This is a genomic window from Streptomyces fractus, from assembly GCF_049844455.1.
GTDB lineage: Bacteria > Actinomycetota > Actinomycetes > Streptomycetales > Streptomycetaceae > Streptomyces > Streptomyces fractus.
Genome location: NZ_JBMYHI010000002.1, coordinates 3,533,792 through 3,554,309, shown reverse-complemented (window position 1 = coordinate 3,554,309; position 20,518 = coordinate 3,533,792). Strand labels below are relative to the sequence as shown.

Here is a 20,518-nt window from a genome sequence, read left to right as displayed (position 1 = left end):
AGGGATGGTCCTCTAATGAGCGATCTGCGGGCCCGCTGACCTCGTGCGAGGGTGGTCCCAGGAGCCCTGACGCAAGGGGGCAGGACCATGGCAGGCTCTGCGGAACAGCGCAGGCGCGAAGAGGAAGCGGCGGCCCGGCGGCGCGAGTGGGCGCTCAGGCGCCGGGGCAACCAGGACATCACCGGCAATCGAGCGGCGAACCTGCTGACGATGATCGTCTTGCTGGCCTTCCTCGCCGTGCTGGTCGTGCTGCTGGTCGTCTGACCCGAGCCCGGACAGCGGAAAGCCCCCGTACCCGTGGGCGGGCGGGGGCCATTCGCTCGGGGCCGGGTGGCTCAGGCGGCCATGGCCTGCTTGACCTGGGCCAGCGACGGGTTCGTCATGACCGACTCGGAGCCGCTGTCGGACACCACGAGGAGCGTGGGGACCGTCTGGTTCCCGCCGTTCGCCTTCTCGACGAACGCCGCGGATTCCGGGTCGTGCTCGATGTTGACCTCGGTGTACCCGATGCCCTCACGGTCCATCTGCTTCTTCAGCCGCTGGCAGTAGCCGCACCACGTGGTGCTGTACATCGTCACAGTGCCCGGCATTTCCTCGCGCTCCTTAGGTGGCTGGCGGTGCGTGTTCGCAATGAGTCGAACGTACGCGACCCGGCGACCATTCCCGCACGTCGAACGCATTGGTACGACTAACGGTCGGCGCCTGTGGACAACGCGACGCATCCGTCCCCGCGGACCTGGCAGCATGGCGGGGTGACAGCAGCAACGCACTCCACCCTGTTCCCGCAGGATCCCGGCCGTGGCCAATATTCGGCTCCGCCGAGTGACGCCGACGCGGTGCTCGAGGGGCTCGACCCCGAGCAGCGCGCCGTGGCGACGGCCCTGCACGGTCCGGTGTGTGTGCTCGCGGGCGCGGGCACGGGCAAGACGCGGGCGATCACCCATCGCATCGCGTACGGCGTCCGCGCCGGGATCCTCCAGCCCAATACCGTCCTCGCCGTCACCTTCACCAACCGTGCCGCCGGTGAGATGCGCGGCAGGCTCAGGCAGCTCGGCGCCGTGGGGGTGCAGGCCCGCACCTTCCACTCCGCTGCCCTGCGCCAGCTCCAGTTCTTCTGGCCCAAAGCGGTCGGCGGCGAGCTGCCCCGGCTCGTCGACCGCAAGATCCAGCTCGTCGCCGACGCCGCGGCCGCCTCGCGCCTGCGCCTGGACCGCGGTGAGCTGCGCGACGTGACCGCGGAGATCGAGTGGTCCAAGGTCACGCAGACCGTCCCCGGTGACTACGCCGCGGCGGCGCACAAGGCGGGACGCGAAGCGCCCCGGCATCCCGCGGAGATCGCCCAGATCTACTCCGCGTACGAAACCCTCAAGCGGGACCGCTCCGTCATCGACTTCGAGGACGTCCTGCTGCTCACCGTGGGCATCCTCCAGGACCGGCAGGACATCGCCGAGCAGGTCCGCGCCCAGTACCAGCACTTCGTCGTCGACGAGTACCAGGACGTCAGCCCGCTCCAGCAGCGCCTGCTCGACCTGTGGCTCGGCGAGCGCGACAGCCTCTGTGTCGTCGGTGACGCCAGCCAGACGATCTACTCCTTCACCGGCGCCACCCCCGACCACCTGCTGGGCTTCCGCACGCGCCACCCCGGTGCCACCGTCGTCAAGCTGGTCCGTGACTACCGCTCCACGCCCCAGATCGTGCACCTTGCCAACGGTGTCCTGACCAGAGCGAGCGGTCGCGCCGCCGAGCACCGCCTGGAACTGATCTCGCAGCGCGAGGCGGGCCCCGAGCCCGCCTACGTCGAGTACGCCGACGAGCCCGCCGAGGCCGAAGGCGCCGCGCGCCGCATCCGGGAGCTGATCGACTCCGGGGTGTCGGCCGGCGAGATCGCGATCCTGTTCCGGACGAACGGGCAGTCGGAGATCTACGAACAGGCACTCGCCGACGCGGGCGTGCCCTACCAGCTGCGCGGCGCCGAGCGCTTCTTTGAGCGGGCCGAGGTGCGCAAGGCACACCACGAGCTGCGTGCGGCGGCCCGCTTCGGGGACAACGACGCGGGGCTCGACGAGGCCGTCGATTTGCCCTCCCAGGTCAGAGCCGTCCTGTCCGGCGCGGGCTGGACCACCGAGCCGCCCGCGGGGTCCGGTGCCGTGCGCGACCGCTGGGAGTCGCTCGCCGCCATCTACCGGCTCGCGGGGGACCTCGCGAGAGCCGAGCCCACCGCGACCCTGAGCGCCTTCGTGGCGGAACTCGACGCGCGGGCGAGCGCCCAGCACGCCCCGACCGTGGAAGGCGTCACCCTCGCCTCGCTGCACGCGGCGAAGGGCCTCGAGTGGGACGCGGTGTTCCTGGTCGGCCTCGCCGAGGGCATGATGCCGATCACCTACGCCAAGACCGACGAGCAGATCGAGGAGGAGCGGCGGCTCCTGTACGTCGGGGTGACCCGCGCGCGCCGCCATCTCGGTCTCTCCTGGGCGCTGTCCCGCTCGCCGGGCGGCCGCCCGAACCGCAGGCCGAGCCGCTTCCTCGACGGGCTGCGGCCGGGGTCGACGGGGTCGGTCGGGCGCGGGGCGATCGCGGGACGTGGCGGCATCGAGTTCGGAACCCCTGCGGGCACCCGCGAGTCGCCCGCCACCACCCGCCCCAGGGGCGACCGGAAGGTGGCCCGCTGCCGCGTGTGCGGGCGCACCCTCGAGGCCGCCGAGATGAAGCTGATGCGCTGTGAGGACTGCCCGTCGGACATGGACGAGGGGCTGTACGAGCGACTGATCGAGTGGCGCGGTCGCACGGCGGCGGGTCTCGGCCAGCCCGCGTTCTGCGTCTTCACCGACAAGACCTTGATCGCCATCGCCGAGACCGCCCCCGAGGACGCGGCCGAACTGTCCCGCATCCCGGGCGTCGGGCGCCGGAAGTTTCGGACGTACGGATCCGACGTCCTGGCTATTTGTGCAGGTCAGGCGATTGATGATCAGTTCGACGAGGAGACGGGCGACGACTGAGGCGAACTCGTCGAGAAAATAGTTTGCGCAGGCCCCAACAATCCCCATAGGTTCTAAAGCACGAAAGCAGAGGCCTTCTCGGAGGCCCTGGTTCCGTGTTGTACTTGAATGCCGTCGGATCGGTTCGCACCGATCCCAGAGACGCCGAGAGGAGGCGATTCCAGTGATCAGCATCAACGCCAGCTCCATCAGCACCGCCAAAATGACCGATCTCTCGGTCGTCGCTTCCTGCCTGCTCGGCTCCTCGAACCCGGGCACCGGTCTGTCTGGCGTCTCCGCCATGCGTCCGGAGTCCGGCGTCTCCCTCGCGGGTCTTCCCATCCGCGAGCGCAATGAGCGACCGACCAAGGCACCGGAAGCAGTAGCGACGGCACAGGCTCAGGCCTATGCCTTTGCGGCGGCCGGTGCCGGATTCCGGAAGCAGACGACGCAGCACCACACGATGTGGGCCTTCCGTGGGCTCAAACCCTGGAGTGATCCAGCCTGACGAGATCAGGCAGGCGCCTTCAGGGCCGCGGAACCCCACCCGGGATCCGCGGCCCTTCTGTTTTCCCGGAAGATCCAGCGATCTTCCGAGGGACCAGAGCGCAGGGGCCTCGGGACAAGAAAAGAACCCGGTACCACCGCCACCCGGCCCACCGGCCGGACGACCAGACGAGGAAGAAGACACCGTGCAACTCGAAGCGCACGCCCCGTCCGTACCGCCTTCAGACCCTCTTTCCCCGCCCGTGTCCACGGAGGACTCCACCTTGAACCCGCTGACCGCGCTCACCGCGCTCGACGACGCCATCGAGAACCTCGACGTGCCCGTCCCCTGCCGTGCCTATGACCCCGAGGTCTTCTTCGCGGAGTCGCCGGCGGATGTCGAGTACGCCAAGTCCCTCTGCCGTACCTGCCCGCTGATGGAGGCCTGCCTCGCCGGCGCCAAGGAGCGGCGTGAGCCCTGGGGCGTCTGGGGTGGCGAACTGTTCGTCCAGGGCGTTGTCGTCGCCCGGAAGCGGCCGCGTGGCCGCCCGCGCAAGAACCCGGTCGTGGCATGAACACCCCCGGAACGATCGACCGCCCCCTGACGCACGACCCCAAGAAGCAGGCCCCGATGAAGCCGTCCACGAGCGAGCCCGCAGGCTCCGCGATCCCAGACTTCACCACCGCCGGCGCGAACGAGTCGCGCCAGAACAGGACCCGTCAGATGCAACTCATCCCAGAAGCCCTGGCTCGTGCGCATATGCACGAACAGCTGCGCGCGGCCGAGAGCGAACGCCGGGCCGTGCGCCTGGTCACCGCCCGCCGGATGCAGCGCCGTGCCGAGCGCGCTTCGCTGCGCGCCCGGCGTGCGCTCGCCATGGCCGTCATGCAGTGACGCAGTAACCGAACCGTCGACCCGATGCGTCGGCACGCGCCGCGACAGTGCGGCTGCTCCCTCGGGGGCCGGTCCGAAGCGGACCGGCCCCCGAGGCGTGTGGCGCCCGGCGTTCATCGGCTCATCGCGTTATCGTCGCCGAGTGACGTCTCTTCCTGGCGGGGACTCCGCGCAGCAGCCGGACCACGAGAGCCTCGCGTGCGCGCGGTGTGGCACGACGGTCCGGGAAGCACCGCTGACATGGACGTTTTCCGTCGAGGGCGGTACCCGGCGGTACTTCTGCGAAGCCTGCGCCCGGGAGAACATCAGGGCCATCGAGGGGCGGCTCGACTCCGACTGGTGGTGATCAGGCCTCCGCCGCCGGCCAGTCCTCGACCTCCGCCGCGTCCTCGGCCGCAAAGCCCGGCACCCATGCCTCCAGCTCGTCCCGCAGCCGCACGGTGGCCCCGAGCTGGCAGAGCACCCCGATCGTGCTGAGCGTCACCCGATGTATCAGCAGATACGACGGCGGCAGGTTGAGCTGCTTGCCGAGCTGATGGGCGGGGGAGCGGGGGTCGGCTATCCGGGCGGCCTGATTGCGCATCCAGGAGCGGGTGAACGTGAAGGCGTCGACGCGGGCGGGCTCGATGATCGGCAGCAAGTAGTCGAGCACCGCGTCCGGTTCGAGCTCGATCGACTCCTTGACGAAGCCTTCCTCGCGGAGCAGTTCGTAGACCGCCTCCGCCTCCCCGTCGAGCGTTCTGCGCAGGGAGGCGCCGATCGGCTCGGGCAGGCCGCCGGGCAGCCGATCGACCGTGCCGAAGTCGAGGACGCCGAGCCGCCAGCCGCCCTTCTCGTCGGGCAGCAGCCGGAAATTGCCCGGATGGGGATCTGCATGCAGCAGGCCCGTGCGCGCGGGCCCCGAGAACAGGAAGTGGGCCAGTAGCTGACCCGCGCGATCGCGCTCGTCCTCGCTGCCGTTGTCGATGATCTCGGCGAGCGGTGTCCCGTCGATCCACTCCGTGACCAGCACCTGCTCGCGCTGGTGCACCACGTGCGGCACCACGACGTCGGGGTCGTCGTCGAACTCCTCCGCGTGCGCCCGCTGGGCCTGCGCCTCCAGCGCGTAGTCCAGCTCCTCCGAAACCCGGTCGCGCAACTCGGTGATGAGCGGCTTGATGTCCATGCCCGGGATCAGTGGCCCCAACAGGCGTGCGAAGCGGCTCAGTTGGCCGAGGTCCGACAGCAGTGCCTCGCCCGCGCCCGGGTACTGCACCTTCACGGCGACCTCGCGGCCGTCGTGCCAGACGGCGCGATGCACCTGCCCGATCGACGCGGCGGCGGAGGGCTTGTCCTCGAACTCCAGGAACAGCTCGCGCCATTGCTCGCCGAGCCGCTCGTCGAGCACCGCGTGCACCGTGCGCGTCGGCATCGGGGGCGCGGCTTCCTGGAGTTTCGTCAGAGCGGCTCGATAGGGGCCCGCGACGTCCTCCGGGAGGGCGGACTCGAAGACGGACAGCGCCTGCCCGAACTTCATGGACCCGCCCTTGAGTTCACCGAGTACCTTGAACAGCTGATCCGCCGTCCGCTGCTGCAGTTCCCGCCCGACGAGCTCGGCGGACTTGCCACCGATGCGTCTGCCGATGCCCCAGGTCGCTCGACCCGCGAAGCCGATCGGTAGCGCTGCCAGCTTGGCGGTACGGGTAACCGCCTTCCGGGGAAGATCAGACATACACCCCTCCAAATGCCGAACAGCCATGCCGCGCATGCCCGGGTGCCGTGGTACCGACAGCCATTGCCTACCCCGCCATTGTGTCGTGCGGCACGGCGTCCACGGAGACCTCCTGCCCGTTACCTCTCTCACCCGCACCGCACGGGCACTGCGGATGTGGCCATACCGGGCGGGCATGCCAGTCAAGGCCCGGCGCGGCCGCCTCCCAGCGCGCTCCCGTGCTCGACGGCAACTCCCCGTCGAGGAAGGCCAGTCCATGTGCCGCGGCGAGGCCCGCGACAGCGGTGGCAAGGCCCAGGTCGCAGGCCTGCACCTGACGGCCGGCAGACCCCGAACTCCACTGGGCGAGCAGCCGGGACCAGGCCGGATCGCGGTCCGCGCGCCCGAGGAGCAGACAGTGCGCGCAGCCGGTCCCGCCGGGCAGCACCAATGGCCCGACCACGCCGGTGGCCTCGACGACGCCCGCGTACAGGTGGGGAATACCGGCTGCCAGCAGGTCCTCGACCGCGGCCGGGTCGGGGGAGTGGACCGCGAGTCCGTCCCGCGGGGCAATGATCACGAGGGAGAGCGGGGGCTCCTCGGGGTCCGGCTCCGAAAGACGCGCGGGATTCGATGCGCGCCGGTCGGGGCGCGGTGGCCTGGCCGGCGCCATCGAGCGCACCACCCGCCGTGCGGACACGTCCCGGCGCTCGCCCGTCGCCTCCACCGGATGTCCGCCGGGCGCCACGTCCCATGGTTCGACGCATCCGCCGTCCCGCACGTCGACATGGCCGACACCCGCGGACGCAAGCACCGAGGCGATCACCGTGCCCAGCCGTCCGGCGCCTCTTACCTGGACCCGCATCACGCGCCGGGCGGTCAACTTCAGTATCGCTTCGCCCGGTTCGGATGTTGTGACCGTCAACGCGGCGTGGTCGGGGCGGAGCCGGTCCATTGCGTTCTTCTGTTTGCGCAGTTCAGCGCCGGGTGTGCCGCCGCCGGTCGCGTCGTCGAGGAGTCCCGCTCCGCTCAGCCGCTCCAGGAGCGCGTCCACATGCCCGTCCGGAAGGCCCATCCTCCGGGCCTCTTCCCGCAGGAGCGGGACTCCGCGGGTGCCGTCGAGCAGTGCCAGGAAGCTGCCGGTGGCCGTGTCGACCGGGCCGAGTACCACCGCGTGCGCCGGCGTGAGCCCGAACTGCACCGTGTTCAGGTCGTGCCAGCCGCGCCGCAGGGCCGGCTTGAGGATCGGATGCATGGCTGTCCCCCGTGCTGTGTCGACGGCTCCGTTCCCGTCGATCGACCGCCAGCATGCCCGGACTGCCGGAGCCGTGCGGAAAGTTGTCCACAGGCTGTGGGTGATAGTCGTACTAATCGAGGGGCGGGTCGCGGGGCCGCACCGAAGACTTCCGGAGGCGGGACTTCCGCCCGGTCCACCGGGTAACGTCGGGGCGTGTCCGCCGACCCACTGCACCGTGCCACGAACACGCAGCGCAGCACGACCAGCCCGCCCCCCTCAGGCGGCCTGGGGGCGAGCGCGGTCGAGGTGCGCAGAAGCTCCCGGCGTCGCAGGACCGTCTCCGCGTACCGAGAGGGCGATCGCACGGTGGTGCTCATCCCGGCCCGCATGTCGGAGGCCGAGGAGAAGCGTTGGGTGGGCGTCATGCTCGACAAGCTCGCCGCGCAGGAGAGCAAGCGGGTGCTCGGCGACACCGAGCTGTCGGAGCGCGCCGAGCGTTTGTCGGACCAGTACCTCAAGGGTAAGGCCCGCCCCGCTTCGGTGCGTTGGGTCACGAACCAGAACACCCGGTGGGGTTCATGCACTCCGGCGGAAGGCAGCATCCGGCTCTCCCACCGGCTGCAGGGCATGCCCGAGTACGTCGTCGACTACGTACTCATCCATGAACTCGCACACTTGTTGGTCCCCGGCCACGGGCCGCGGTTCTGGAGGCTCCTGGAGGCGTACCCGCGCACGGAGCGGGCGCGCGGGTATCTCGAAGGCGTGGTCGCGGCCGACCGGCTCCCGCATCTGCCCGCCGCGCGCGGCGACTGATCGTCCTTCAACGAGGCTTCTGTACCAGGGGCGTACCGACTTCTCCCGTTGTCGGTGATTGCGGATAGCCTGACGCGACGCAATAACCATCGGGATGGGGGACGGTCGTTACGCATGGCCAGGGAATTCCAACGCGGCCACAAGGCCAAGATCAGTGACCTCACCGCAGGCACGGATCTGTACGTGGGTGTACAGATCACCGGCCCCGGACTGAGCTTCGACATCAGCTGCTTCGGCCTCGACGCCGAGGAGCGGCTGTCCGACGACCGGTACTTCGTCTTCTTCAACCAGCCGAAAACGCCCGAGGAGTCCGTCCAACTGCTCGGCGCCCAGGCCGGTGACACGGAGTCCTTCCGCGTCACACTCGAGAAGATTCCCGCGACCATCCAGAAGCTTTCGTTCACCGCGACCATCGACGGTGCGGGGCAGATGTCGCAGGTCGCGCCGGGATACATCCGTATCGTCGCCGGTGGTGAGGAAGTCGCGCGGTATTCCTTCCAGGGTGGTGAGTTCTCCACCGAGCGCGCGGTGATGCTGGGCGATTTCTACCTGAAGGACGTGTGGCGGTTCGCCGCTGTCGGACAGGGCTTCGACGGGGGCCTCGACGCGCTGCTGAAGAACTTCGGTGGCGAGGTCGCCGAGGAGGAGCCCGCCGCCGCGCCGGAGCAGTCCGCGGCCCCCGGCTTCGCGCCTCCCGCCCAGGCCACCGCACCGCCGTCCTTCGCGGCCCCGCCCGCGCCGGCTCCGGCACCCGCTCCGTCGCAGCAGAACCCCGCCCCGGCGCAGGCCCCCACGCCCCCGCCGGCTCCGCCTGCCCCGGCGCCTTCGGTGCACGCGGCGCCCACCATCGCCGCACCGCTCGTCACGCCGCCCGGCACGGTCCCGCCGCCGCCCCCGGCGCCGAGTGCTCCGAACCCGTACGGCCAGCAGCCGCAGTTCGGCCAGGTTCCAGGCCAGGGCGGCGCATCCCTGCCGCCCGGATACGGCCAGCAGCCGCAGACGCCGCCCGCTCCGCAGGGCTTCGGTCAACCCCCGGCCGCCCCCTCACCGCAAGGCGCTCCGCAGGGCATCCCGCAGCAGGCCGCCGCGCCGGGCGTGGCCGCCGCCCTGGAGAAGTTCCGTGAGGCTCCGACGGGGCAGCGCTGGACGCTCCAGAACAAGAAGCTGATCCGGGTCGACCTCGGAGCCAGTGGTGACCAGCCCGTCCTCGCCCGCCAGGGCAGCATGGTGCTCTACCAGGGCAAGGTCGAATTCAGCTACAAGGGCGCCGGGTTCGCGGGCCGCATCGTGGGCAACGCCACCGGGCAGGAGATGCAGCTGATGCGCTGCACCGGTCGCGGCCAGGTCTTCTTCGCGGAAGAGGCCACCCACGTGCACCCCATCGAGCTCCAGGGTGACGCGATCTGCGTCTCCGCGGAGAACGTCCTCGCGTTCGACGAGAGCCTGCAGCACGAAGTGCGCAGGATCGAAGGGCACGGCATCCCCGGAGGCGCCCTGTTCGTGCTCCAGTTCCAGGGCACCGGGACGGTCGTCGTGAAGACCCACGGCACGCCCGTCGTGCTGCCGGTCACGCCCACCACGTTCGCCGACTCCAACGCCGTCGTCGCCTGGTCCGCGGCCGCGCAGGCGATCGTCTCCAACCAGGTCCGCATGCGCCGCAACGCCTATCCGGGCGACAGCGGCGAAGGCGTCAACCTGCAGTTCCGGGGCGCACCCGGCAACTTCATCGTCGTCCAGCCGTACGAGGTCTGAGGGAGCCCGTCATGAACCAGCCGCTCGCGGGCTTCGCCCCGACACCGGTAGCCGCCCGCATGGAGAACCACGGCAGCAACATGCTGAAGGTCGCCATGCAGACCGGAAACGACCTCTTCGCGCGCGTGGGCTCGATGGTCGCCTACGAAGGGTTCGTCCAGTACGAGCCCAACCCGCCCGCCGTACGCCAGATCGCCCGTGACTGGATCACCGGTGAGGGCGCGCCCATCATGAAGTGCTCCGGCGACGGCCTGCTCTACCTCGCCGACTACGGCGCCGACGTCGTCGTCATCAACCTCGGCGGCGAGTCGATCTCCGTCAACGGCACCAACCTCCTCGCCTTCGACGCACACCTCCAGTGGGGCGTCGAGCGCGTCAAGGGACTCGCCAAGTTCACCGGCCAGGGCCTGTGGAACATCACGGTCGGCGGCCAGGGGCACGTCGCGCTGACCTCCCGCGGCACCCCCATCGTGGTCGACTGCGGCCGCGGCGAGGACGAGACCTACGTGGACCCCGACGCGCTCATCGCCTGGTCGCCGAGCCTGAAGGTCAAGGGCAAGCGCAGCTTCAGGGCCGGCTCCCTCATCGGGCGCGGCAGCGGCGAGGCCTACCAGATGGGCTTCTCCGGGGAAGGCATCGTCGTCGTACAGCCCAGTGAGGACAGCACCGACCGCCTCCGAGTCCGGGGCTGAGGGGGAGCGAACACACCATGCAGAGTCCGCTTTTCGCGTACACCGAGCAGCAGACCCAGGAGCGCTACACGGTGCAGAACCCGCAGATGCTGCGGGTCGCCCTGGAAGGCCACGACGACATCCTCGCCCGCAAGGGCGCGATGGTCGCCTACCAGGGGCTGATGGAGTTCGACGGCGAGTACCAGACCTCCGGGCAGCAGCGCGCCCGCGCGCACACCGGCGAGGGCCTCAGCCTGATGCGCTGCCACGGGCAGGGCGTCGTCTACCTGGCGAACCTCGCCCAGTACATCCACGTAGTGGATGTCGAACAGGACGGCCTGACCGTCGACAGCAGCTACGTGCTGGCGATGGACTCCTCGCTGCACCACGAAGTCGTCGCCGTGGACAGCCAGTTCGGCATCTCCGGCTCCGGCAAGTACCAGCTCAACATCACTGGCCACGGCAAGGTCGCGCTGATGACATCCGGCCAGCCGCTGATGCTCCAGGTCACCCCCGACCGGTACGTCAACGCCGACGCGGACGCCATCGTCGCCTGGTCCACCGGGCTCCGGGTGCAGATGCAGGCGCAGACGCATTCGTCCGGTGTCTGGCGGCGCCGGGGCAACACCGGCGAGGGCTGGGAGCTCAGCTTCATGGGCAGCGGTTACGCGCTGGTCCAGCCCAGCGAGCTGCTGCCACCGCAGCACGCGGCCGGCGGGGGCCTCGCCGCGCAGTACGGGATGGGACAGCAGGGCGCCCGCGGCCAGAACCAGGGCAACGTCTGGAGCTAGGGCCCACGTGACGGGCACGCACACGGGTAAGGGGCGAGCGCCCATGGCGCTCGCCCCTTACCCGTGCCTCTCTAGAGCCGTGCCCGCGTGGCCTCCACCAGGCGGACGACGGAGGCGTCGGCGACGTCCGCCACCTCGTCGTAGCCGAACCAGCGCAGGTCCAGGGACTCGTCACTGATGGCTTCCGTGGCGTCCGCCGGGGCGAGCGCCGCGTACTGCACGTCCAGGTGCTGGGTGCACGGCCCCGGAATCGGGTGCCGGTCCAGGCGGACCGGGCCGCCCTCCAGGAGGGTGAGGCCGGGGATGCCCGACTCCTCCGTCGCCTCACGCAGGGCCGCGGCCCGCAGCGTCGGGTCGCCCTGCTCGCAGTGGCCGCCCATCTGAAGCCACATCTGAAGCTTCTTGTGGAGCGTGAGCAGCACGCGCCCGCGCGCGGGATCGACGACCAGGGCGCTCGCCGTGATGTGCCCCGCGGTGCAGAGCTTCCACAGGCCGTGGGCGCCGTGCTCCGACAGGTGGTCCAGGTAGGCCTGGCGCAGTTCCGGCTGGTCCTCGTAGCTCTTGAGCACGAGGACCGTGTCGTCGTACAGGCTCACTTGTCGGAGTCGCCCTCGCCCTTGTCGTCCTCGTTCTCGGTCTCGTCCTTCTTGAGGTTCGGCTTCTCGGTGGAGCCGCCGCTCGCCGCCTCGCCGAGCATCTTGTCGATCTCGGAGAAGTCCAGCTGCTCGTCGCGGTGCACGAAGCCGTCCGGGTCGTCCAGGTCGGACGCCGTCGGCAGCATGTCCGGGTGCGCCCACAGGCCGTCACGCCCGTCCACACCGCGCGCGTCCGTGAGCGAGGCCCACAGGCGCGAGGCGTCACGCAGGCGCCGCGGACGCAGCTCCAGGCCGATCAGCGTCGCGAACGTCTGCTCCGCGGGACCACCGGTCGCGCGGCGGCGGCGCAGCGTCTCCCGCAGCGCGTCGGCGGACGACAGGCGCGGCTTCGCGGCCGCGTGGACCACCGCGTCGACCCAGCCCTCGACGAGCGCGAGAGCCGTCTCCAGGCGGGCCAGAGCGGCCTTCTGCTCCGGGGAGTCCTCCGGCTGGAACATGCCCTGCTGGAGCGCTTCCTGGATCTGCTCGGGGTTCTGCGGGTCGAACTGCCCGACGACGTCCTCCAGCTTCGAGGTGTCGACCTTGATCCCGCGCGCGTACCCCTCGACCGCACCGAACAGGTGCGAGCGCAGCCACGGCACGTGCGAGAACAGCCGCTGATGAGCGGCCTCGCGCAGCGCCAGGTAGAGGCGGACCTCCTCCATGGGGACGCCGAGGTCCTTGCCGTACGACTCGATGTTCAGCGGCAGCAGCGCGGCCTTGCCGGCCGGGGCCAGCGGCAGGCCGATGTCCGTGGACCCGACGACCTCGCCCGCGAGCACGCCGATGGCCTGCCCGATCTGCTGGCCGAACATGGCGCCGCCCATGGAGCGCATCATGCCGATCAGCGGGCCCGCCATGGCCTGCATCTCCTCGGGCAGCACGTCACCCATGGCCATGCCGACGCGCTCGGCGACCGGGTCGACGAGCTCCTTCCACACCGGGAGGGTCGCCTCGACCCACTCGGCGCGGCTCCAGGCCACCGCCGAGTGCGCGCCCGAAGGCAGCGACGTCGCGTCGTCCAGCCACAGGTCGGCCAGGCGCACGGCCTCCTCGACCGCGGTGCGGTCGGAGGGGCCCACGCTGGTGTCCTTGACGCCGTCCTGCGTGCCCTGCGAGACGGTCTGGCGGGCGATGTCCTTGGCCATGTCCCAGTTCACCGGCCCGCCCTCGTAGGAGAGCATCTGGCCGAGCTGCTGGAAGGCCGCCCCCAGATCGTTCGGATTCATCGAGCCGAACATGGCCGCGAACGGGTTGTCCCCGCCTTCGCCGCCCGGGCCGCCCGCGCCGGGCAGGCCCGGGAACCCGAATCCGAACGGGCCGGCCGGTCCCTGACCGCCACCGCCCTGCTGGTCCTTCTTCTTGCCCTCGTCGCCGTCTTCCGGCTCCTCCGGCGGAAGGCCGAAACCGAATGGGGTGTCACTCACGGGATTCCTCGGCTGGTTGGGCCGCCGGTTTCTGGGCCCGGCGGCGACTGCCCGACTACACACCCAGCGTAGACACCATGACCGGATCGGGCCTCAGTGCTTCGCCGACTCATGGCCTGCGGCAGGATGGATGCCTCCTGGTACGTACGCGTCATACAGGTACGTACTGAAGACAACCGCTGGAGACGCCCGGTGAGTTCCCCAGATCCGCAGGTTCGCGCAGCGCGAAACCCATCATCCCGTCCAGCCGCCCGCGGTCCCGTCGTCGCGGTCACCGGTGCCGCGTCCGGCATCGGCGCCCTGCTCACCGAGCGGCTCGCCGCGTCGGACGAGATCAAGCAGGTCCTCGCCATCGACGAGCGGCGCGGCGAGTGCACGTCAGCGACCTGGCACGTCCTGGACGTGCGGGACCCGGCCATCGCCGAGAAGCTGCGCGGCGCGGACGTCGTCGTGCACCTGGCCCTCGACCTCGACCTGGAGTCCGACCCCGCGGCGCGCACCGCGTACAACGTGCGGGGCACCCAGACGGTGCTCACCGCCGCGGCCGCCGCAGGCGTGCACCGCGTCGTCCTGTGCACCTCGACGATGGTCTACGGCGCCCTTGAGGACAACGAGCTTCCGCTCGCCGAGGACGCGGAACTGCGCGCCACCGCGGAGGCGACGGGCGTCGGCGACCTCCTGGAGGTCGAGCGACTCGCCCGGCGCGCCCCCCGCGCACACCCCGGCCTGAACGTCACGGTGGTGCGCCCCGCGGTGCTCGTCGGCGGCACGGACACGGCGCTCACCCGGTACTTCGAGTCGCCGCGCCTCCTCGTGGTGGCCGGTTCGCGGCCCGCCTGGCAGTTCTGCCACGTGGACGACCTGTGCAGCGCCCTGGAGCACGCGGCCCTGGAGAAGGTCGACGGAGAACTCGCGGTCGGCTGCGACGGCTGGCTTGAGCAGGAGGAGGTCGAGGAGCTCAGCGGCATCCGGCGCATGGAGTTGCCCTCCGCCGTCGCCCTGGGCGCCGCGGCCCGGCTGCACCGGATCGGCCTGACGCCCTCCCCGGCGGGCGACCTCGCCTACACGATGTACCCGTGGGTGGTCAGCGGCAGCCGGCTGCACGAGTCCGGATGGCGGCCCCAGTGGACCAACGAGGAGGTCCTCGCGGAACTGCTCGAGGAGGTCGCGGGCCGGCGCACCGTCGCGGGCCGACGCCTCGGCCGCAAGGACGCGACGGCGGCCGGTGCCGCGGGCGCGACCGTCGCCCTGCTGGGCACGGCGGCCGTGGTGCGGCGGGTGCGGAAGGCGCGACGGCGCATCTGAGGACCGAGCACCTGAGGACCGCGCACCTGTAGGAGGCTCCAAGCCGGTACGCGCGCGTGCCGGTCGAAAACGCTATTCACGGTTGTCGGCGGCGTGCGGCACGATGAGGGCATGGCACCCATCGAGCACGAGCACCCCGGCGAGCTGACGGCACAGGACCCGATCAAGCTGCTCGCCGTCCGAGAGACGCCGCTCTCCGTCGACGAGGTCTTCCGGGCCGTCGGTGACGACGCGGCGGGCGGCACCGCGCTGTTCGTGGGGACCGTGCGCAACCACGACGGCGGGGCCGACGTGGAGAAGCTGGGCTACTCCTGCCACCCCACCGCCGAGGCGGAGATGCGGCGCGTCGCAGAGAAGGTCGTCGCCGAGTACCCCGTGCGCGCCCTGGCGGCCGTACACCGAGTCGGCGATCTGACGGTGGGTGACCTCGCCGTGGTCGTCGCCGTGTCCTGCCCGCACCGCGGAGAAGCCTTCGAGGCCTGCCGCAAGCTCATCGACGACCTCAAGCACGAAGTGCCCATCTGGAAGCACCAGACCTTCTCCGATGGGACGGAGGAGTGGGTGGGAGCCTGCTGAGGCTCCAGTTGCGTAACCGCCCCCCTGCCGTGAGCGTTGGGACTGCGGATGGTTAATCTGCTGATACGTCAGTGGCAGTCGCTCATGGGGTCGGGAGGTCGGCATGGCAGCGCTCCTGTGGTTGCTCATTCCGGTTGTCGCTGCGGTGGCCGCCGGGGTCTGGGGCATCTGGGCCGGCCGTCAGCGCCACAAGACCGGTGACGTCACGGAACTCAGTGGTTACGCGCGCTTTCGCGAGGCGATGGAGAAGTCGCACCAAGGGACCTGACGGGCCCGGCCCCACAGGTGCGTCGACAGACTCGTCCCGTACTGTCGTTCCATGCCACGCCGCACTGCGACGATGCTCGCCTCGACCCTGATGCTGATCGCGCTCTTGTGCGCGGGGGTGCTCATCAAAGTGCCCTACGCGGAGATGTCGCCGGGACCGACGGTGAACACCCTCGGGGACCACGGCGGCGAGCCCGTCATCCAGATCTCCGGCCACAAGACGTACGAGGCGTCCGGCCACCTGAACATGACGACGGTCCGCGTCACCAGCGCCGACTACAACATGAACCTGGTGTCGGCCGTCTACGGGTGGCTCGCGCACGACAGCATCGTGGTGCCGCACGAGACGCTCTACCCGGACGGCCAGACCGAGCAGCAGTCCTCGCAGCAGAACGCCGAGGAGTTCAGCCAGTCCCAGGAGAGCGCCAAGGTGGCGGCGCTGCACGAGATGGGCATCCCCGTGAAGTCCTGGGTGATCGTCTCCAGTGTCGTCAAGGACAGCCCCGCGCAGGGCAGGCTGCACGCCGGTGACGTCATCAAGTCCGTCGACGGCACCAAGGTCACCAAGCCCACCGACGTCGCCAAGCTCGTCACCCGGCACAAGCCGGGCGAGAAGGTCGTCTTCACGGTCGTGCCCGTCAAGGAGGCGGCCGCAGCCGAGAAGGCCGGCAAGGAGGCGACCCGTACGGAGAACGTGACGATCAAGACGGAGAAGGCCGAGGACGACCGCGCGATCGTCGGCATCCAGGCGGGGACCGACCACACCTTCCCGTTCCAGATCGACATCAAGCTCGCCGACGTGGGCGGCCCGAGCGCGGGCCTGATGTTCTCTCTCGGCATCGTCGACAAGCTCACGTCGGACGACCTGACCGGCGGCAAGTTCGTGGCCGGCACCGGCACCATCGACGACGACGGCAAGGTCGGCCCCATCGGCGGCATCGGCATGAAGACCGTCGGCGCGCGCGCCAAGGGCGCGCAGTACTTCCTGACGCCGAAGGACAACTGTGCCACCGCGGCCAAGGACACGCCGGACGGGCTGACGCTGGTCAAGGTGAACACCATGGACGACGCGATGCACGCCCTGAAGGACATCCGCAGCGGCGACACGGCGGACCTGCCCACGTGCACGGCCAAGAGCTGAGCGGGCGCGAACACCGCACTACGTAGAGGGGCGCCACCGGAACCCACCGGTGGCGCCCCTCTACGTAGACGAAGAAAACGTCACTCGGAGAACGTCACCGACAGGGCCTCCGCGAGCCCCGGTACGAGATTCGAGCCCGTGAGGACCTCCGTCGTCGCGTCCTTCTCGCGCAGCCGCAGCGCCGAGTCGCGGGTGCCGTCGCGCAGGACGCCGACCGTCATACGGACCTCCTGGCGGTCCGGGTGCTCGGCCACCCACTTGGTGAGCTTCGCGTCGCTGAGGCCCTCAGGGACGGACGCCTCCGCCGACGGCGGCAGCATGAGGCGCTCGACCGTCAGTGCGCAGCCCACGACGGCGTCGGGCCACGCGATGGTGCCGAGGAACTCGTCCAGCGGCTTTCCGGCAGGGATCTCGTCCTGCTCGATGGGGGTGAGGCCGGGGGCCTCCTGCTCGCCCTCGAGCCCGAGCTGGGCGGCGAGAGCGGGTTCCTGGGCGCGCAGCGCGGCGGTGTCGACGAGGGCGAAGAGGCGAGCGGGCTGGTCCCAGCCAAGCCCGGCGGCGTACTCGTCGATCTCGAGTACGGCTCGGGTGAGGGGGCTCGCTGCCATGGGAGTGTTGGACATGGTCACAATCCTGCCTCGTTCGTAGCCCGAACCGGGAACTGAGTAAAGCGTGAGTAAGTTGCATAGGTGATGGGTCCGCGATCTCGGGGGCCCGACCGACCGATCGAATACCGAACTTCGAGGTGCACACCTTGGCTTTCCAGATGCCGGACCGCGGCGGGGGCCCGACGGGACCGCGGATCAGAGTCGGCCGACCCTCCCGGCGTGCCCGGACGCTGTTGTTGACGCTGGGCGTCCTGGCCGTGCTCGGCATGGCCTTCGTCATGTTCGCCGGATTCTGGACCGACTGGCTCTGGTACCGCTCGGTCAAGTTCTCGTCCGTCTTTACGACCCAACTGTGGACGAAGATCGGGCTCTTCTTCGTCTTCGGACTGCTGATGGCGCTGGCCGTCGGCGTGAACGTCTGGCTGGCGCATCGGCTGCGTCCGCCGCTGAGCGCCATGTCGATGGAGCAGCAGAGCCTCGACCGCTACCGGATGGGCATCGCGCCCTTCAAGCGATGGCTGCTCGTCGGCATCACCGCCCTTGTGGGCCTGATCGCGGGAGCCTCGGCCGCCAGCCAGTGGCGTACGTGGCTGATGTTCGTGAACGGCGTGCCGTTCAACCAGAAGGACCCGCAGTTCCACATGGACGTGTCCTTCTACGCGTTCGATCTGCCCTGGTACCGCTTCCTGCTCGGCTTCGGGTTCGCGGCAGCCGTCATCGGCCTGGTCGCCGCCGCGCTGACGCACTACCTGTACGGCGGCCTGCGGATCACCAGCCCGGGCGCGCGTGCCACGGCCGCGGCGACGGGGCATCTCTCCGTCCTGCTGGGCGTGTTCGTCGCCCTGAAGGCGGTCGCGTACTGGCTCGACCGGTACGGGCTCGCGGTGAAGCAGAGCGACTTCAAGGCCACGGACAACTGGACGGGCCTCAGGTACGTCGACGCGAACGCGTATCTGCCAGCGAAGACGATCCTGTTCTGCATCGCCGTCATCTGCGCGATCCTCTTCTTCGCGACCCTGTGGCGGCGCACCTGGCAGCTCCCGGTCATCGGCTTCGGCCTGATGGTGCTCTCGGCGATCCTGATCGGTGGCCTGTACCCGGCCATCGTCCAGAAGTTCCAGGTCCAGCCGAACGAGCAGTCCAAGGAAGCCCCGTACATCAAGAAGAACATCGAGGCGACCCGTAAGGCGTACGGCATCGACAAGGCCAAGCCCGTGGACTACAAGGGCAAGGGTTCGGACGACGCCAAGAAGCAGCGGACGGAGTCCGACTCGGCGGCCAGCTACCGGCTGAACGACCCGAACATCGTCTCGCCGACCTTCCAGCAGCTCGAGCAGCAGCGGAAGTACTACCAGTTCCCGACGACCCTGGACGTGGACCGCTACAACGGCCAGGACACCGTGGTCGGCCTGCGCGAGCTGAACCTGAGCAAGCTCGACAAGCGCAACTGGATCAACGACCACTTCGTCTACACGCACGGCTACGGCGCCGTGACGGCGAAGGGGACGGCGACCTCCGGCGGCGCCCCGCAGTTCACCGAGTCGGGCCTGCCGACCGGCGGCGACCTGGGCAACTACAACCAGCGCATCTACTACGGCGAGAAGACGTCGCAGTACTCGATCGTCGGTGGCCCGCAGAAGGAGCTGGACTACGAGCAGGACGACGGCACGCAGAAGACGACCAGCTACAAGGGCAAGGGCGGCGTCAATCTGGCGAACCCGCTCAACCGCGCCGCGTACGCCGTCGCCTTCAGCGAGCCGCAGATCCTCTACTCGGGGGCCATCGGTGAAGGCTCGCGGATCCTCTACAACCGCACTCCCAAGGAGCGCGTCGAGGCCGTCGCGCCGTGGCTGACGATCGACGGAGACCCGTATCCGACGGTCGTGAACGGCAAGATCAAGTGGGTCATCGACGCCTACACGACGTCGAACGGCTATCCCTACGCGTCCCGTACGACGCTGGGCGACAGCACCGCCGACTCGCTCAACGAGGCGGACAGTCAGCGCGCCGTGGTGGCCCAGCAGAACCAGGTCAACTACATCCGCAACTCGGTGAAGGCGACCGTCGACGCGGGCACGGGCGAGGTCAAGCTCTACACGTGGGACGACAAGGACCCGGTCCTCAAGACCTGGAAGAAGGCGTTCCCCGGCACGGTCGAGCCCAAGAGCGCGATCCCGGCGTCCTTGAAGGAGCACCTGCGCTACCCGCAGGACATGTTCAAGGTCCAGCGTGAGCTGCTGAGCCTCTACCACGTGACGAACTCGAACCAGTTCTACAACGCGTCCGACGCGTGGCAGGTGCCGAACGACCCGACCAAGAAGGACAACAGCGCGGTCCCGCCGTACTACCTGTCCATGAAGATGCCGGGTCAGAACAGCCAGCAGTTCTCGCTGACGACGACGTTCACGCCGAGCGGGCGGCCCAACCTGAGAGCGTTCATGGCGGTCGACGCCGACGCGACCAGTAAGGACTACGGCGCAATAAGGCTGCTCAGAGTCACCGAGGACAAGGTCGCGGGACCCGAGCAGGTGCAGAACACGCTCAACTCCTCGAACACCGTGGCCAACTGGGTGCGCGATATGAAGGGTGCCGACTCGACGGTCCTGTACGGCAATCTGCTGACGGTGCCGCTCGACAAGGGCTTCCTCTACGTGGAGCCGATCTACGCCCAGGGCCGCAATGCCGAGTACCCACTCATGCGCAAGGTCGCGGTCTCGTACGGCAGCAAGATCGGGTTCGCGGACTCGCTGTCCGAGGCGCTCAACCAGGCCTTCGACGTGAACGCGGACACGCCATCCGAACCGGAGAAGCCCGGCGGTACCCAGCCGCCGGAGAACTCGACGGTGAAGGAGGCGCTCTCGGACGCGGACAAGGCGTTCCAGGACGGCCAGAAGGCCCTCAAGGACAACGACTGGACCGCGTACGGCAAGGCCCAGGACCGGCTGCAGGACGCCTTGCAGCGCGCCGAGGACGCGCAGAACAAGGCCGACAAGGCGGCAGGGGACAACAAGAACGGCAAGAGCGACAAGAACAGCGACAACAAGGAGGCGGCCGGCGGCTGACCGGTCAGGTGCCCCCTCCGCGCCGTGGTACGGTTTCAACACAACGGCGCGGGGTGGAGCAGCTCGGTAGCTCGCTGGGCTCATAACCCAGAGGTCGCAGGTTCAAATCCTGTCCCCGCTACTGATGATCGAAGGCTCGGAAGCTAAGGCTTCCGGGCCTTCGGTGCGTCGGGGCCCCTGATGTCAT

Annotated in this window: 21 protein-coding genes and 1 tRNA gene; 16 read left to right on the top strand and 6 right to left on the bottom strand. The window is 69.6% G+C overall.

Translation table 11 applies throughout. From position 1 onward, the window contains the following. Nucleotides 1–87: 87 nt before the first annotated feature. On the top strand, nucleotides 88–264 hold the full coding sequence (locus ACP4E5_RS17815) for a hypothetical protein (protein WP_425829836.1): 177 nt from the start codon (nucleotides 88–90) through the stop codon (nucleotides 262–264). A gap of 71 nt (nucleotides 265–335) precedes the next feature. On the opposite strand, the gene ACP4E5_RS17810 is transcribed toward ACP4E5_RS17815, so the two are convergent. Continuing rightward, entirely contained in the window at nucleotides 336–590 is a 255-nt protein-coding gene (locus ACP4E5_RS17810; protein ID WP_266713842.1) for a mycoredoxin, read from the bottom strand. 162 nt (nucleotides 591–752) lie between these two features. On the opposite strand from ACP4E5_RS17810, the gene ACP4E5_RS17805 reads away from it, so the two are divergent. The 5 genes from ACP4E5_RS17805 (at nucleotide 753) to ACP4E5_RS17785 (ending at nucleotide 4,702) form a co-directional block, all read left to right on the top strand. Then, nucleotides 753–2,996 carry an ATP-dependent DNA helicase UvrD2 gene (locus ACP4E5_RS17805; RefSeq protein WP_425829834.1) on the top strand — a complete coding sequence of 748 codons (2,244 nt, stop codon included), beginning with the start codon at nucleotides 753–755 and terminating at the stop codon, nucleotides 2,994–2,996. Nucleotides 2,997–3,159: 163 nt separating this feature from the next. Next, a complete protein-coding gene (locus tag ACP4E5_RS17800; RefSeq protein WP_425829832.1) occupies nucleotides 3,160–3,483 on the top strand; it encodes a hypothetical protein in 324 nt (107 codons plus the stop codon). 184 nt (nucleotides 3,484–3,667) lie between these two features. Continuing rightward, on the top strand, nucleotides 3,668–4,036 hold the full coding sequence (locus tag ACP4E5_RS17795) for a WhiB family transcriptional regulator (protein WP_425829830.1): 369 nt from the start codon (nucleotides 3,668–3,670) through the stop codon (nucleotides 4,034–4,036). Further along, on the top strand, nucleotides 4,033–4,356 hold the full coding sequence (locus ACP4E5_RS17790) for a hypothetical protein (protein ID WP_425829828.1): 324 nt from the start codon (nucleotides 4,033–4,035) through the stop codon (nucleotides 4,354–4,356). The genes ACP4E5_RS17795 and ACP4E5_RS17790 overlap by 4 nt, the downstream gene beginning before the upstream one ends. A gap of 142 nt (nucleotides 4,357–4,498) precedes the next feature. Further along, a complete protein-coding gene (locus tag ACP4E5_RS17785) occupies nucleotides 4,499–4,702 on the top strand; it encodes a hypothetical protein (RefSeq protein WP_425829826.1) in 204 nt (67 codons plus the stop codon). On the opposite strand, the gene ACP4E5_RS17780 is transcribed toward ACP4E5_RS17785, so the two are convergent. After that, complete coding sequence (locus tag ACP4E5_RS17780; protein WP_425829824.1) at nucleotides 4,703–6,067, bottom strand: ABC1 kinase family protein; 1,365 nt, start codon at nucleotides 6,065–6,067, stop codon at nucleotides 4,703–4,705. Nucleotides 6,068–6,134: 67 nt separating this feature from the next. Further along, the gene (locus ACP4E5_RS17775) at nucleotides 6,135–7,301 is read right to left on the bottom strand and encodes a TOMM precursor leader peptide-binding protein (protein ID WP_425829822.1); all 1,167 of its coding nucleotides are present in this window, start codon (nucleotides 7,299–7,301) and stop codon (nucleotides 6,135–6,137) included. Nucleotides 7,302–7,496: 195 nt separating this feature from the next. Between ACP4E5_RS17775 and ACP4E5_RS17770 the strand changes: the two genes are divergently transcribed. From ACP4E5_RS17770 to ACP4E5_RS17755, 4 genes are all read left to right on the top strand, one after another. Then, nucleotides 7,497–8,096 (top strand): M48 metallopeptidase family protein, encoded by a 600-nt coding sequence (locus tag ACP4E5_RS17770; protein WP_425829820.1) that lies wholly within the window; start codon nucleotides 7,497–7,499, stop codon nucleotides 8,094–8,096. 114 nt (nucleotides 8,097–8,210) lie between these two features. After that, nucleotides 8,211–9,848 (top strand): TerD family protein, encoded by a 1,638-nt coding sequence (locus ACP4E5_RS17765; RefSeq protein WP_425829818.1) that lies wholly within the window; start codon nucleotides 8,211–8,213, stop codon nucleotides 9,846–9,848. Between the two features lie 11 nt (nucleotides 9,849–9,859). After that, a complete protein-coding gene (locus ACP4E5_RS17760; protein ID WP_425829816.1) occupies nucleotides 9,860–10,540 on the top strand; it encodes an AIM24 family protein in 681 nt (226 codons plus the stop codon). Nucleotides 10,541–10,557: 17 nt separating this feature from the next. Continuing rightward, nucleotides 10,558–11,310 (top strand): AIM24 family protein, encoded by a 753-nt coding sequence (locus ACP4E5_RS17755; protein WP_425829814.1) that lies wholly within the window; start codon nucleotides 10,558–10,560, stop codon nucleotides 11,308–11,310. 71 nt (nucleotides 11,311–11,381) lie between these two features. Here the strand turns inward: ACP4E5_RS17755 and ACP4E5_RS17750 are convergent, their stop codons facing one another. Continuing rightward, entirely contained in the window at nucleotides 11,382–11,906 is a 525-nt protein-coding gene (locus tag ACP4E5_RS17750; protein WP_425829812.1) for an NUDIX hydrolase, read from the bottom strand. Next, nucleotides 11,903–13,372: a zinc-dependent metalloprotease gene (locus ACP4E5_RS17745; RefSeq protein ID WP_425829810.1), complete on the bottom strand. Its 1,470-nt coding sequence runs from the start codon at nucleotides 13,370–13,372 to the stop codon at nucleotides 11,903–11,905. Before ACP4E5_RS17745 ends, ACP4E5_RS17750 begins: the two co-directional genes overlap by 4 nt. A gap of 192 nt (nucleotides 13,373–13,564) precedes the next feature. Here ACP4E5_RS17745 and ACP4E5_RS17740 point away from each other — a divergent pair, with 192 nt between their 5' ends. From ACP4E5_RS17740 to ACP4E5_RS17725, 4 genes are all read left to right on the top strand, one after another. After that, nucleotides 13,565–14,677, top strand: a complete 1,113-nt coding sequence (locus ACP4E5_RS17740; RefSeq protein WP_425829808.1) for an SDR family oxidoreductase — start codon at nucleotides 13,565–13,567, stop codon at nucleotides 14,675–14,677. A gap of 111 nt (nucleotides 14,678–14,788) precedes the next feature. Next, nucleotides 14,789–15,253: a molybdenum cofactor biosynthesis protein MoaE gene (locus ACP4E5_RS17735; RefSeq protein WP_425829806.1), complete on the top strand. Its 465-nt coding sequence runs from the start codon at nucleotides 14,789–14,791 to the stop codon at nucleotides 15,251–15,253. A 103-nt stretch (nucleotides 15,254–15,356) separates the two neighbouring features. Further along, nucleotides 15,357–15,521, top strand: a complete 165-nt coding sequence (locus ACP4E5_RS17730; RefSeq protein WP_425829804.1) for a hypothetical protein — start codon at nucleotides 15,357–15,359, stop codon at nucleotides 15,519–15,521. 51 nt (nucleotides 15,522–15,572) lie between these two features. After that, nucleotides 15,573–16,661 carry a YlbL family protein gene (locus ACP4E5_RS17725; RefSeq protein ID WP_425829802.1) on the top strand — a complete coding sequence of 363 codons (1,089 nt, stop codon included), beginning with the start codon at nucleotides 15,573–15,575 and terminating at the stop codon, nucleotides 16,659–16,661. 80 nt (nucleotides 16,662–16,741) lie between these two features. Here ACP4E5_RS17725 and ACP4E5_RS17720 read toward each other — a convergent pair whose 3' ends face one another. Beyond that, complete coding sequence (locus tag ACP4E5_RS17720) at nucleotides 16,742–17,284, bottom strand: PPA1309 family protein (protein ID WP_425829800.1); 543 nt, start codon at nucleotides 17,282–17,284, stop codon at nucleotides 16,742–16,744. A gap of 143 nt (nucleotides 17,285–17,427) precedes the next feature. Here ACP4E5_RS17720 and ACP4E5_RS17715 point away from each other — a divergent pair, with 143 nt between their 5' ends. Together ACP4E5_RS17715 and ACP4E5_RS17710 are read left to right on the top strand one after the other, a co-directional pair. Beyond that, a complete protein-coding gene (locus tag ACP4E5_RS17715; RefSeq protein WP_425841433.1) occupies nucleotides 17,428–20,331 on the top strand; it encodes a UPF0182 family membrane protein in 2,904 nt (967 codons plus the stop codon). A 47-nt stretch (nucleotides 20,332–20,378) separates the two neighbouring features. Further along, a tRNA-Met gene (locus ACP4E5_RS17710) sits at nucleotides 20,379–20,452 on the top strand. The last annotated feature ends 66 nt before the right edge of the window (nucleotides 20,453–20,518 follow it).